Raw genomic sequence first — 13,455 nt, forward strand, 5'->3', positions numbered from 1 at the left:
TTTCCTTTTGGCTACACCCAAAAAGCATAAAATACATTTGTAAAATGACATCAGAACAAATTCGCAAAGCATTTCTTGATTTCTTTGAAAGCAAAGGCCACAAAATAGTGCCATCGGCACCAATTGTTGTAAAAAACGACCCCACGCTTATGTTCATCAACAGCGGCATGGCACCTTTCAAAAACATATTTCTTGGCAATGAACCCATACAATATCCACGCATTGCCGATACCCAAAAATGCCTGCGCGTTTCAGGAAAACACAACGATTTAGAAGAAGTAGGCGTAGATACCTACCACCACACCATGTTTGAAATGCTCGGCAACTGGAGCTTTGGCGACTACTTTAAAAAAGAAGCCATAGAATGGAGCTGGGAACTGCTTACGCAAGTATATAAACTCGAAAAAGACCGCCTTTATGTAACCGTTTTTGAAGGCGATGAAAAAGAAAACCTCAATTTCGATACCGAAGCCAACCTCGAATGGAAAAAATGGATAAGCGAAGACCGCATTCTTAAAGGAAACAAAAAAGATAACTTTTGGGAAATGGGCGATACCGGACCTTGCGGCCCTTGCTCCGAAATACACTACGACCTCCGCAGCCAAGAAGAGCGCCAAGCCACCAATGGCAAATTACTAGTAAACACCGGACACCCACAAGTAATTGAAATCTGGAACAACGTATTCATGGAGTTTGAACGCAAAGCCGATGGCAGCTTAGTAAAACTTTCAAAGCAACACGTAGATACTGGAATGGGTTTTGAACGCCTATGCGTTGCCGTACAAAACAAAAAAAGCAATTACGATACCGATATCTTCCAACCAATTATTCAGCAATTAGCTACCACCGCCCGCACCACATACAGCTATACCGCCCCTACCCTTTCTGCCGATGGAAAAATAATTGGAACTTTAACCGAGGCTCAAAAGAAAGATATAGCCCTACGTGTAGTGGCCGACCACATACGCACCATTGCATTTACTATTGCCGATGGGCAACTCCCGTCCAACAATGGCGCAGGTTACGTTATTCGCAGAATACTGCGCAGAGCTGTTCGCTACGGCTATTCCTATTTAGGATTGGAACAACCATTTATGTGCGATTTAATACCAATGCTCGCCACACAATTCATGCACGTTTTCCCGGAATTGAAAGCACAAGAAAGCTTTGTTACCAATGTAATTAAAGAAGAAGAAACCGCTTTCCTACGCACCCTTGCCAATGGAATAAAACGCATAGAAAGCCTTAATGAAATTGATGGCAAAACCGCCTTTGAATTGTTCGACACCTATGGCTTTCCACTCGACCTCACTAAACTCATTGCAGCCGAAAAAGGCTGGCAAGTTGACGAAGCAGGATTTAACAAAGAAATGGCCGCACAAAAAGAACGCGCCCGAGCAGCCGCAGCCACCGAACAAAGCGACTGGGTACTGGTTGACGAAGATGCCAAAAGCGAATTTATTGGCTACGACTTTACCGAAGCACAAGTAAACGTGCTAAAATACCGCAGCGTAAAACAAAAAGACAAAGAATTATTTCAAATAGTATTAGACAAAACCCCATTTTATGCCGAAAGTGGCGGACAAGTTGGCGATACCGGCTACTTAGATTTTGGAAACGAAAAAATTGAAGTACTCGACACCAAAAAAGAAAACGACCTAATTGTTCATTGGGTAAAAAAACTACCTGCCCAACCCGAAGTGGCAGTACATGCAAAAGTAAACGTAAGCAAGCGCAACAGTACCAAAAAGAACCACTCTGCCACCCACTTGCTGCAAGCAGCACTAAGAGAAGTATTGGGCACACACGTACAGCAAAAAGGCTCCTTAGTAAATAGCGATTATTTGCGCTTCGATTTTTCGCATTTCAGCAAAATGACCGAAGAGGAAATAGCAAAGGTAGAGCAACTGGTAAACGAAAAAATAATGCAGAATATTTCGTTAGACGAAAAAAGAAACATGCCAATTGCCGATGCCGAAAAACTGGGTGCCACCATGCTCTTTGGCGAAAAATACGGTGAATTTGTGCGTGTTATTACCTTCGATAAGGATTTTAGCAGCGAACTTTGCGGAGGCACACACGTAGGAGCCACCGGAGAAATCGGCTTCTTTAAAATTACATCAGAAGGTTCGGTAGCTGCAGGTGTTCGCAGAATTGAAGCCGTTACCGGACAAAATGCCATACAATTAGCCAATAACGCCCTCAACAAGTTGGCTACGGCAACAGCCGCACTTAACAATACCAAAGACATTCTTAAAAGCATTGAAAGCCTAAAAAGCGAAAACGAAGAACTAAAAAAGCAACTACAACAACTGGAAGACAAAGCCGTTGCCGATCTTAAAAAGCAGATACTTGCCTCAATTAAAAAAGTTGGAAACGTTCATTTTTTTGCTGCCACACAGGTAGAGGTAAATTCTGTTGAAGCACTAAGAAAGCTCGGCATTCAACTTGCCAATGATTTAAAAGAGAATTTTGTATTGCTGCTTTCAACCGAAATAAATGGAAAGCGTCCGGTGCATTTGCGCATAGCACCCTCGCTGGAAATAAATGGAAATCAGTTGCTAAAAGAACTTGCCCCAAGCATTAAAGGTGGCGGGCCGGCAGATTTTGTACAAGCAAGCGCGGGCAATTTAGAGGACGTAAAAGCACTAGAAAACGGCTTAATTCTAAAATTTAAATAATGAATTATATTTTATTGGTTACCAATAAAATATAACATGCAACTTAACAATAAAACTATACTACTTCCTTTTGAAACAGTAGTATAGATTTTTCAGCACCTCATTGTTTATGGCAATTAAACCATCTTCGGTTTGCCACCAGTAAAGTTCGTTGAACCTACTGCTTTTAGCTCCGCATACCATCAGTTTTATGTTGGTATGTTGCAACGCCTTTCCAAATACTTTTCCTGCCCTGCGGGTGTGGTAAAGTGATGTAAGCACAATTACTTTCTTATACTTTCTATTTACCAAATAAGATGCAAGTAAGGCAGCCTCTTCGCTAGTGGAGGTTCCGGCATTCAGCAGTACTATTGCCGAATCGGGAATGCCCTGGCGCACCAAATTTATTTTGGCAGCCTCGGCCTCGGTGATGTGCATGTTTAAAATTTCAAATTCGTATGCACGATTCCCTCCCGGGCATATAATGCGAGGAGCCAAACCCTTGTTAAACAACTCAACAGCTTTATTGCCTCTATCGAAACTCCCACCCGATAACACAATAATGGCATCGGCTTTTTCAATTTTATCTTCTTGTATAAGCCATTTTGCAGGAGTTTGCAGCAGCGGCACTCTAAAGATATATGCAGCTATACCAAGCACCAGCAATAATCCCCAAGTGCTAATAGTTTTCATGTATATGTTATTTTCCTCTGCCGGTAACAACGGTAATAACCGTGTAAATAAGCACCTTTATATCGAGCAACATGCCCATGTTTTCAATATAAAGAACATCGTACTTTAGGCGTTTGAGCATCTCTTCTACGGTACCAGCATAGCCAAATTTCACCATTCCTAAAGATGTAATGCCGGGTTTTACCTTCCAAATTTGTTTGTAGTAAGGAGCAAAAGTTAGTATCTGCTCGGCAAAAAATTTGCGCTCGGCACGTGGCCCTACAATGCTCATTTCACCTTTTAATACATTGATAAACTGCGGCACTTCGTCTATTCTATACTTGCGCATGAATAAACCAATGGGCGTAATTCTGCTATCGTTATCGGTAGTAAGGCGCGGCCCCGTTCTCTCAGCATCTTCGTACATGCTTCGGAACTTAATAATTTTAAATGGAATGCCAAATTGCCCAATGCGCTCTTGGCGGTAAAATACCTTACCCTTGGAGGTTAGCTTTATTATAGCCGCCACTATAAACATGGGAATTGCCAATACAAGTAATGCCGCCAACGAAAAAACAACATCAAACCAGCGCTTGGTTATTACTTCCCATTCGCTTAACACTGTTGGTGGTATTTCAATAAATGCGGTGCCTATTATGTGGTTTATTTTGGCAGTACCGGAAAGAATATCATACAAATCGGGGATAATTTTAATATACACCTGCTTACCGGAAATAGTATTGATAATATCGTTTATCTTTTGGTGTTCGCTGCTCTCTATGGCAATAATTACTTCTTCAATATTTTCTTGTTCAATAACGGTTTCGAGTTGCTCCAGAGTGCCTAAACACGGCAAGTTGCGTGTAAGGCGATTATTTTGCCTTCCATTCAATTCTATATATCCCTTAAAATGGTAACCCAGCAGGTTCTTTTTTGAAGTAAGTTCTACATACACTTCTTCGGCTTGGCGGTTGCTTCCAATAATTAGTGTATTAAAACCAAACTTTCCGCTCTCTATATTGCGCTTAGCATAATGTAGAATTACCAATCTTCCTAAAAGGGTAAAAATAAACTGACCGCTCAGCAACACTAAAAATGTAAAGTAATAATCGGAATACTTTTGAACCAAATCATCTAACAAAAACACAAAGAACACTACGGTTACGCCCACTAGCGACACCAAAAATGTTTTTGCCATTTCGCTAAGCCGCGATTTGCGATATACATCGGTATAAGTTCCCGTAATATAGTGCAGCAAGAGCCAACCCAAAGGCAACAACAGCAATCCCCACACAAAATTACTATCGTGTGGCAGCAGTTGAATTTCGTAAGGTTCTAACTCTATGTATATTTTTCGGTAAACGAACAGCAGCAGCCATGCAACCATAGCAGCCACATAATCGAATACTAAGTAAACCCAAATTAACTTGGATATTTTTTTCAAGTTTTAGAAAGTTAGAAGTTTCACATTATCAATCCACACATTGGCAGCCGAAGCGCTATCGGGCATGGCTACTTTAAAGAAAAGATTGAACTGCTCTCCGCTATATGCACCAATTTCATCGCTCACGTTTAAGTAAAACTTATTCCAGTTCTGCTTAGGAAACAGCACTATTTTGCTTAACCGCGCAGCTCCGGCATACAAACCAACTTCAAACGAAGCATCGGCTTTGTAATCAAATTCTACCCATGCCACAGTTCCGCCTTTTAACACCAGCGGTGCTGTACTTTGGGTTTCTTTATCGGTTTGAGTGGCATTGAGTGATAGCTTGCCGCACCATGTGCCGTAGCCATCCTTTACTTTATCGAGGGTAAACGAAAACTGATTTCCAAATTCAAAATCTTCTAAGAATTGAAATTTAGTTGCTGGCTTATAGGTAAACTTAGGTTTGTAAACAATTTTATCTAACCGTTTTACATTTGTAAAAGTTACCGTATCGGGCGAATAGAAAGGATACACAATGCGTGCCTGCGTAAACCCATTTGCCTTTATACCTGCTTGGAACAACATGCGCACATTGCCCTCTTCTAAAACCGGCATTTCTATGGGAAATTGGTTCCCTCCCAATGAACTATTGTTGGCCTCTATCCACACATCTACAATGCCGTGTGTATTGGCTCCCTGCGAAGGCTGCGTGGTCAACTCTACTTCATTTATACGCAAATAAAACGGATAACCGTCATTCGGCATTTTTTTGCACTGAGTAAAACTTAGCAGCACAAGTACCCCAATCCAATAATACTTTCTCATTTTAAAAAGCGCAAAGAAAACGGTTTTGGTGAATGCTTATTGCAGAAATTTTCCGCAACGGTTTATTTTCTTTCTTTTCCTTTCCTATCTTCACTTTATGTTTAGGGGCTTTTTAGCCGTTTGTAATTTATTGATAGTTGGAGCATTACTGCTTTCGGCCTATTCTGCCTATATAAACCCCAATAGCATTTGGCAATTTTCGTTTGCCGGTTTACTGTTTCCACCTTTAGCATTGCTGAATATGCTCTTTGTATGCTGGTGGATTTTTCGCAAGCCTTGGTTTTCTTTATTGTCTATTACCGCATTGCTACTTTGCCACCAACAGCTTAAAGTAACTTTTGCAGCTAATTTCCCAAACAAAGAGGAGGCAGAGCATACTATAAAAGTAATGAGTTGGAACGTAAAAAATTTCGACCTCTACAACTGGACCGGCAATGTAAAAACCAGAAAAGAAATGTTGGATTTAATTCGGCAAGAAGCACCGCAAGTACTTTGCTTACAGGAGTTTTACTCCGACCAAGGCGTAATTATGAACAACGTTCGGTATTTAAGAGATACACTGGGCTATACTTATTTTCATTTTGAACCTACCATAGAGTTAGATAGAATTCACTGCAATAAGCCTATTCACCAGCAATGGGGCGAAGCTACTTTTTCAAAATTTCCCATTGTAAAAGCCAACCGTGTAGATTTTAAAAACTCGAGAAGCAACGATTGTATTTACACCGATTTAAAAATAGGAAGCGATACGCTACGCGTGTATAACATGCACTTACAATCTATTCACTTAGATGAAAAAGATTACAATGCCATACAAAAAATGGAAGCCAGCCAAGTTCCCGATTGGATTCCGCTAAAACGCATTGCAAGAAAAATGAAGTTTAGCTACTGCACCCGTGCATCGCAAGCAGAACAAGTAGCCAAAGTAATTAGAAAGTATAAGGGAAAACAAGTGGTGTGTGGCGATTTAAATGATGTTCCCGTAAGCTACACATACAATACTATTGTTGGCTCTAAGAATTTGCAAGATGCTTTTGTGGCAAAAGGTTGGGGCATTGGCCGCACCTTTGTGAGTTTATATTCCTACTTTAGAATAGATTATATATTGGCAAGTTCCAACCTGCAAATACAGCAGTATCATTCATCGGCACGGCAGTTAAGCGACCATTTCCCGGCTATAGCTTCCTTTAGTTTGGAATAGCTACTGTGCAATAACTATTGGTTTTACCTGCTGCACGGCTCCATTTTGGAAGCGCACATAATACATTCCTGCAGCGTAGCCCTCATTTTCAAAATCCACTTGGTAAGTTCCTGCCATCATTTCTGTATCTATCAGCGTTTTAATTTGCTGCCCAAACGGATTAAATATTTCTACCAGAGTATGTTGGCCTGCAGTAGTAAACTCAATGGTGGTGCGTGTAGTAAATGGATTGGGGTATGCGCTTATTAAGTTCAACCCTGCAGTTTTATTTAACTCCCGAATGCCTACTGCCGCACAATCGCTGTTGTGTACCAATGGCAACGCCTGAAAGTTCTGCAATAAAATTGTATTGTCTATATCTTGTTTTGAAACACACAACCAATCTTGAAGTATAGATGCGTAAACCGAACGAAAATCGTATTGCATCGGCAAGTTATCGTTTACAGTTGCAGTAGGCGATACCAACGGGTTATTGCCCAACACACCCGAAATAACCTGATTACCAAAAAGCAATAATGGAGCTGCAGCTCCGTGATCGGTACCTGAACTAAAGTTGGAAATTATTCTTCGTCCAAATTCCGAATAGGTCATACTCACCACGCGATCGCCCAAACCCATTTGCTGCAAATCGTCATGAAATGCCTTTACAGCATCGGAAAGCGTTTGCAATAAAGTAGCATGAGTTCCTTGTGTGGTATCGGTTTCTACTTGTGCTGCGTGCGTATCGAAACCATTTAAACTTACCCAATACACTTTAGTTTTCAACCCTCCGGAAATAAGCTTTGCTACTATCTTAAGCTGCTTCGCCAAATCTGTATTAGGATATGAAATTTGTGTTCCGGGAGCATCGTAAGCGCTTTTTACCGCAGTTCCGAAACCATTGGTATTTTCTTTTACCAAACGAATATATTCCAACTCCTTTTTGTATGGTTTTTGCACAGCATAAGGATCTTGTACATTACCCAAAAAAGTATAGCTCTGTATATTGTTGTTTTGATCTAACAGTAAAGAATAAGCCATATTCATTACCGGCCCCATAAAAACAGGGTTAGAAACACCACCTATTTGAATGGCTAGTGGATCGGGCATAACACTGTTGGGATAATCTGCCGGAAAATTGGGGTACTCAAAATTAAGATAGCGCCCCATCCATCCGGTAGTTAAGTAATCATCGGAATTAGAGGCCGAAGTCCAAATATCGGTAGATCTAAAGTGCGAAAAATTAGGATTGGGATAACCAACAGACTGCACAATACGTACCTTACCATTATTGTACATTTGCTGTATGCCCGACATAGCCGGATGCAAACCTACCGTTGTAGTGCCATTTAAAGGCAATACTTTGTTTTGCTCTATCATTACGTTAGAGCGTACGGCAGCAATACCGCTGTATTGATCTATTGGAATTACAGTATTTAAACCATCGTTGCCACCGTTCAGTTCAATCAATACCAACACATGATCGTTGTTTCCTCTTGCACCTGTTAATGCTTCTAGTTCAGGTGCACTGCCAAATGCTTTTACACTTACACCGTTTAGCAATACAGGAACTGTTACTGCGGGCACTGCTGTGCGTATAAATTCTCTCCTTTTCATTTGTATATTTTTTTATTGTTTCTGCAAATGGCGTAGGTGCATGCTGCACTCCAATACCATTTACTGTACAATTTTTTCTAGTTGAATTAGCTTAACTGAAATTCTTCTAAACTGGTTACGTATTTTATTACCGACTGCAACTTATCGGTAACTGCTTTTTTCTTGGCATTATTGGTTGGGTTGTTTTTGTAATCGAGCCAAATCTGGGTCCAATAGTAACTGCTAGTTTGCCCTGCCAACATTATGGTTCTTAGTACTCCTTTATTGGTTGCCGAAAGTGGATGTGTAAGTAAATGTGCATTTAGTTGGTCTATCACCATATCTACATCATCGGCATTTGGATATTGATCGAGCCAGCGAGCAGTGTCTATTGCCAATACTTTTCCATTCTTTTTTAAACCAATATAAATAAGTAAATCGGTCATTTGATTGCGCAGCGGAAGTGTAACCGTGCTAATCCAAAGTTCATGAAAGTTGGGTTCTTGATGATAGGCGGGCCAACCCGCAACGTTTGGTGTGGCAAATATCAACTGCTGCAAACCACCTCCACCCAAAATGGCAATTTGCAACCACATAAAATATTGTGCTTCTAAATCGGTAGCATCCGGAAATACCACATCGGTTTCGCGGGCTACACCAACCATTAAATCTAATGGCGGTTTAATTACTGCGCCAACATTGTAATCATCAAAAAAATGTTCGCTATTAAACAGCAAGCGCAATGGTGCTTGTATGTCGTATCCCGAATTGCGAAACGCATCTGCCATAGGCACAATCACATTGGTTTCAACTGCAGCATCAATTTCGTAATACGTGAAGAAACGGTATAGCTTTCGGCATATATACAGTGCTACATCCGGCACTGCAAAAATCATATTCAGCAGGTCGTCTAATTCTTGCTCTCCTGCATTACCACTTTTACCTGCAATGGTTGCATAGTTAAATAAACCCGAAAAAACTTTTGTGGTAGTATCGTGCTTACTTGGGTCGAATACATAAGAAACGTTATTGGTGAGAATACGATACCCCGTAAGTACGCGTGCAGCTTCGCGCACATCGTCTTCGCTATACTTTTGCCCTCCATCTTTACCTATGGTAAACAATTCCATTAACTCGCGTCCGTAGTTTTCATCGGGCTTTGCTTTGGTATTTTTTTCACCATTTAAAAAACGCAGCATGGCAGGATCTACGGTAATTGCCTTTACCAGCGATTTGAAATTGCCTAAGCAATATTGCCGTATGGTTGAAACATGTTTATAGCCAAAGCGGGCATCAACATATACTTGTAAGTTGGTGCCAAAGTGGTTGAGCCAAAACAGCACCATTTTTTCTTCGAGGCTTTTGCTTTGGTTTACCATATTTCCAACCTCCCATGCCACTAATGAAAATGCACGGTTAGTATTTACATTGGGATCGAAAGGTGCACTTACCCAAGTTTGCCCCAATGCAGCACCAGAGTCGGTTCCATAATAATTAAGCGGTGGTGCAGGAGCAGTACCTGTGGTTAGCAATTCATCTACCGTTTGTGCGAGTGTTTTATTTGTAAAATAGGTAATATCGCTATATGCTGCACCAAACATGGTTCTTCGCAAAAGGTGTGTAACCTCTTTACTGGTCCATTGCCCATTATAAGGAGCTACACCTGTTGAACTGCCACGAGGTGCTGCGGGTATTTGCGGGAGCTTTTCTTCCGGTAAAAATCCTGTAAGAAATTTTCTACGATTCATGCTTTAACATTTTTTCCAAGAAATGAAGATATATATTGATTCCCAATATCTACACTTCTATCATCTATAATATTTTCTTTAATTCTTGAAGCAGGAAAAGTTTACCTAAAAATTTTTTCTTCGCAGCCATGTTGCGCCAGGCTATCATATCTATTATTGATTTTTTCTATCTGCCTTTTTCAAAGATTTTCGATAAGCAAACTTTTCGTTATGCAGCTTGTGGCGGAGGCAATACTTTATTGGATATTTTCCTGTATTATATTAGCTATAATTTTATTCTACATAAAGAAATTGTTTATACTCCGCTTATTGCCATTAGTCCTCACATTGCAGCTTTTATGCTGGCTTTTTTTATTACATTTCCTATTGGTTTTTTCTTGATGCGCACAGTGGTGTTTACTGAATCTAACTTGAGAGGCAGGGTGCAGTTGGTGCGCTATTTTTCAGTAGTAATGGTAAGTCTCTTACTGAATTATGTTTTTATTAAGTTGCTGGTGGAGCATTTCCATTTTTACCCCACTATTGCCAAAATTATTACAACTGGTATTGTAATTGTGTTTAGCTACTTTTCGCAAAGAAAGTTTTCGTTTAGCACAAAAAAATAAGCTGTTTTATCGGGTGCAAACCTTTTAAAACAGCTCATTTCAATAGTTTAAAGTGCAGCTGCTAAGCAATATCGCCTACCATTTGCTCTGGTTTTACCCATTCATCGAATTGCTCCGAAGTAAGATAACCCAATGCTATGGCAGTTTCTTTTAGCGTAGCGCCCTTTTTGTGTGCTGTTTGTGCAATTTCGGCAGCTTTGTAATATCCAATTTTGGTATTGAGTGGTGTTACCAACATCAGCGAATTGTGTAAATTCTTTGCAATGTTATCGTACAAAGGCAAAATACCTATGGCACATTTATCGTTGAAAGAAACGCAACCCTCTCCTATTAGTTTGCTGCTATGCAAGAAGTTGTAAATCATTACCGGTTTAAAAACATTCAACTCGAAATGTCCGGTAGCACCTCCAATATTAATGGCCACATCGTTGCCCATTACTTGTGCAGCAATCATGGTAAGTGCTTCGCACTGGGTAGGGTTTACTTTACCCGGCATAATGGATGAACCCGGCTCATTATCGGGGATAAAAATTTCGCCAATACCGCAGCGAGGACCCGAAGACAACATGCGTACATCGTTTGCAATTTTCATTAAGCTAACGGCTACAGTTTTTAATGCGCCATGGCTTTCTACTACAGCATCGTGCGCTGCCAATGCTTCAAACTTATTTTCGGCAGTTACAAATGGAAGCCCTGTAAGTGCAGCAATATGCTTGGCTACATTTTCGGCATAGCCTTTAAAGGTATTTATTCCGGTTCCTACGGCTGTGCCGCCCAATGCCAACTCGCTTAAATGCGGAAGTGTATTTTCTATTGCCTTAATTCCATGATTCAGCTGGCTAACATATCCCGATATTTCTTGCCCGAGTGTAACCGGAGTGGCATCCATAAAATGTGTTCTTCCTATTTTCACTATCGGCATAAATTCTTTGCTCTTTTGAGCTAAGGTATCGCGCAGTGCTTTAATGCCCGGCAGTGTAACTTCGTTCAGTATTTTATAGGCAGCAATGTGCATGGCGGTAGGGAAAGTATCGTTACTGCTTTGCGATTTGTTTACATCATCATTAGGATGTACTAGCTTTTTTTCATCGGTAAGTGAACCGCCCAGCAATACGTGCGCACGGTAAGCAATTACTTCGTTTACATTCATATTGCTTTGGGTGCCGCTTCCTGTTTGCCAAACCACCAATGGAAACTGATCGTTTAACTTACCTTCCAAGATTTCATCGCATACTTTTCCGATAATATCGGCTTTTTCTTTTGGCAATACACCTGCTTCGGCATTGGTAATGGCAGCTGCTTTCTTCAAATAGGCAAATGCGCGAATAATTTCTATCGGCATTTTGTTGGTATCTTGAGCTATTTTAAAGTTCTCGATACTGCGTTGGGTTTGAGCGCCCCAATAAACATGAGCAGGAACTTTTACCTCGCCCATAGTGTCTTTTTCTATTCTATATTCCATTGGCTTGTTTTTAAAAGTAGGGCGAAAATATAAGTTTAGCTTAAGTAGCGTGCTGAGATTTATGAAAAAAAACAAAAAAATGATTACTCTCATTATTATGATAAACATGCAGTACACACAAAAGAAAAGGCTGCCCTTATGAGACAGCCTTTATACGATTAAATATGTAGCTATTTTAGTCTTCGCTACCAAAACTTGGAGCTTCATCGCCATGCGATGGACCGGCAAGTGTTGGATTGGTTTCTTCCGGTTTTCTATTCATTTTGGCTTCTACGCTTAATGTAGCGTGCGGCACTAAGCGCAAGCGCTCTTTAGGAATCAATTTTCCGGTTACGCGGCAAATTCCATAAGTTTTATTTTCTACGCGCACCAATGCTGCTTCCAAATTTTTAATATACTGGTGCTGGCGCGAAATTTGGTTCATAAGATACTCCATTTCGGTAGTATCAGAACCTTCTTCCATATTCCAACTTTTGTTTCCTGCAAGGCTATCGTTGTGGTTATCCAACGACTCCTTTAAGGATTTCAATTCTTCTCTTGCTTGTTCTAATTTCTTTTCGATGAGTTCTCTGAATACTTTCAAATCATCATCACTGTAACGTAAATTCGTGTTCTCGTTCACTGCTGATTTTTTTGGTTGGTTTGTTTTTAATACTGTTGAAGTTGCTGGCTTTGCCACGGGCGCCTGCACTTTCTTTACGGCAGGAGCTGCAACTTGTTTCACCGGAGGTGCTACTACTTTTTTAGGTGTGGCAGCCTTGGCTGACTTCGCCACAGGTTTTGCAATTGCCTTTACAACTTTTTTAGGGGCAGCCTTGGGAGGTGTTACTTTTGCCTTTGCCACCACTTTTTTGGGTGCCGGTTTAGTAACTTTCTTTGCCACGGGTTTTACCACTTTCTTAGGCGTTGCCACTTTCTTTGCCACAGGCTTTACAACTTTTTTAGGCGCTGCCACTTTCTTTGCTATAGGTTTAGCAACTTTTTCTACTGGCTTTGCTGCCTTTTTTACTGCGGGTTTCACCACCTTTTTAGGAGCAACTTTTACTACCTTTTTAGAAGCAGGTACAGCAGCTTTTTTAGCTACCGGCTTTGCTGCCTTTTTAGTAGGAAGTGCCTTCTTTGCAGGCTTTACCGTTGCTTTTTTAACTATCGGTTTTGAAACCTTTTTTGGTGTGCTTTTGGTTTTACTCGCAGCTTTTTTTGTTGTTTTTTCTTTGCCCATGTCGAAAAATTTGGCTGCAAGATTACGCAAATTCTTAATTACCAATACTACTGCCATAA

Annotated in this window: 10 protein-coding genes; 3 read left to right on the forward strand and 7 right to left on the reverse strand. The window is 40.6% G+C overall.

Annotation, left to right across the window (positions count from 1 at the left end):
* Positions 1-44: 44 nt before the first annotated feature.
* The gene (alaS, locus tag KF872_04820; protein ID MBX2902861.1) at positions 45-2,681 is read left to right on the forward strand and encodes an alanine--tRNA ligase; all 2,637 of its coding nucleotides are present in this window, start codon (positions 45-47) and stop codon (positions 2,679-2,681) included.
* 60 nt (positions 2,682-2,741) lie between these two features.
* Here alaS and KF872_04825 read toward each other — a convergent pair whose 3' ends face one another.
* Genes KF872_04825 through KF872_04835 form a run of 3 tightly spaced genes read right to left on the reverse strand, consistent with a single transcriptional unit; the run spans position 2,742 to position 5,523 of the window.
* A complete protein-coding gene (locus KF872_04825; GenBank protein ID MBX2902862.1) occupies positions 2,742-3,353 on the reverse strand; it encodes a YdcF family protein in 612 nt (203 codons plus the stop codon).
* 7 nt (positions 3,354-3,360) lie between these two features.
* Positions 3,361-4,776 carry a sugar transferase gene (locus KF872_04830; GenBank protein ID MBX2902863.1) on the reverse strand — a complete coding sequence of 472 codons (1,416 nt, stop codon included), beginning with the start codon at positions 4,774-4,776 and terminating at the stop codon, positions 3,361-3,363.
* A 3-nt stretch (positions 4,777-4,779) separates the two neighbouring features.
* On the reverse strand, positions 4,780-5,523 hold the full coding sequence (locus KF872_04835) for a hypothetical protein (GenBank protein ID MBX2902864.1): 744 nt from the start codon (positions 5,521-5,523) through the stop codon (positions 4,780-4,782).
* Positions 5,524-5,680: 157 nt separating this feature from the next.
* Between KF872_04835 and KF872_04840 the strand changes: the two genes are divergently transcribed.
* Positions 5,681-6,784 (forward strand): endonuclease/exonuclease/phosphatase family protein, encoded by a 1,104-nt coding sequence (locus KF872_04840; protein ID MBX2902865.1) that lies wholly within the window; start codon positions 5,681-5,683, stop codon positions 6,782-6,784.
* Here the strand turns inward: KF872_04840 and KF872_04845 are convergent, their stop codons facing one another.
* The gene (locus tag KF872_04845) at positions 6,785-8,380 is read right to left on the reverse strand and encodes a DUF1501 domain-containing protein (protein MBX2902866.1); all 1,596 of its coding nucleotides are present in this window, start codon (positions 8,378-8,380) and stop codon (positions 6,785-6,787) included.
* 86 nt (positions 8,381-8,466) lie between these two features.
* The gene (locus tag KF872_04850; protein ID MBX2902867.1) at positions 8,467-10,107 is read right to left on the reverse strand and encodes a DUF1800 domain-containing protein; all 1,641 of its coding nucleotides are present in this window, start codon (positions 10,105-10,107) and stop codon (positions 8,467-8,469) included.
* A 128-nt stretch (positions 10,108-10,235) separates the two neighbouring features.
* On the opposite strand from KF872_04850, the gene KF872_04855 reads away from it, so the two are divergent.
* The gene (locus KF872_04855) at positions 10,236-10,712 is read left to right on the forward strand and encodes a GtrA family protein (GenBank protein ID MBX2902868.1); all 477 of its coding nucleotides are present in this window, start codon (positions 10,236-10,238) and stop codon (positions 10,710-10,712) included.
* Between the two features lie 61 nt (positions 10,713-10,773).
* Here KF872_04855 and fumC read toward each other — a convergent pair whose 3' ends face one another.
* Positions 10,774-12,174, reverse strand: a complete 1,401-nt coding sequence (gene fumC, locus KF872_04860; protein ID MBX2902869.1) for a class II fumarate hydratase — start codon at positions 12,172-12,174, stop codon at positions 10,774-10,776.
* A 175-nt stretch (positions 12,175-12,349) separates the two neighbouring features.
* Positions 12,350-13,396, reverse strand: coding sequence for a TraR/DksA C4-type zinc finger protein (locus KF872_04865; protein ID MBX2902870.1), 1,047 nt, complete (start codon positions 13,394-13,396; stop codon positions 12,350-12,352).
* Between the last annotated feature and the right edge of the window lie 59 nt (positions 13,397-13,455).

The organism is Chitinophagales bacterium, from assembly GCA_019638515.1.
In the GTDB taxonomy this organism is placed as follows: Bacteria; Bacteroidota; Bacteroidia; order Chitinophagales; family LD1; genus UBA7692.

Bases quoted from the DNA above. Each gene is read 5' to 3' on its own strand.
- alaS (MBX2902861.1), top strand. From the start codon at position 45: ATGACATCAGAACAAATTCGCAAAGCATTTCTTGATTTCTTTGAAAGC.
- KF872_04825 (MBX2902862.1), bottom strand. From the start codon at position 3,353: ATGAAAACTATTAGCACTTGGGGATTATTGCTGGTGCTTGGTATAGCT.
- KF872_04835 (MBX2902864.1), bottom strand. From the start codon at position 5,523: ATGCCGAATGACGGTTATCCGTTTTATTTGCGTATAAATGAAGTAGAG.
- KF872_04840 (MBX2902865.1), top strand. From the start codon at position 5,681: ATGTTTAGGGGCTTTTTAGCCGTTTGTAATTTATTGATAGTTGGAGCA.
- KF872_04845 (MBX2902866.1), bottom strand. From the start codon at position 8,380: ATGAAAAGGAGAGAATTTATACGCACAGCAGTGCCCGCAGTAACAGTT.
- KF872_04850 (MBX2902867.1), bottom strand. From the start codon at position 10,107: ATGAATCGTAGAAAATTTCTTACAGGATTTTTACCGGAAGAAAAGCTC.
- KF872_04855 (MBX2902868.1), top strand. From the start codon at position 10,236: ATGTTGCGCCAGGCTATCATATCTATTATTGATTTTTTCTATCTGCCT.
- fumC (MBX2902869.1), bottom strand. From the start codon at position 12,174: ATGGAATATAGAATAGAAAAAGACACTATGGGCGAGGTAAAAGTTCCT.
- KF872_04865 (MBX2902870.1), bottom strand. From the start codon at position 13,396: ATGGGCAAAGAAAAAACAACAAAAAAAGCTGCGAGTAAAACCAAAAGC.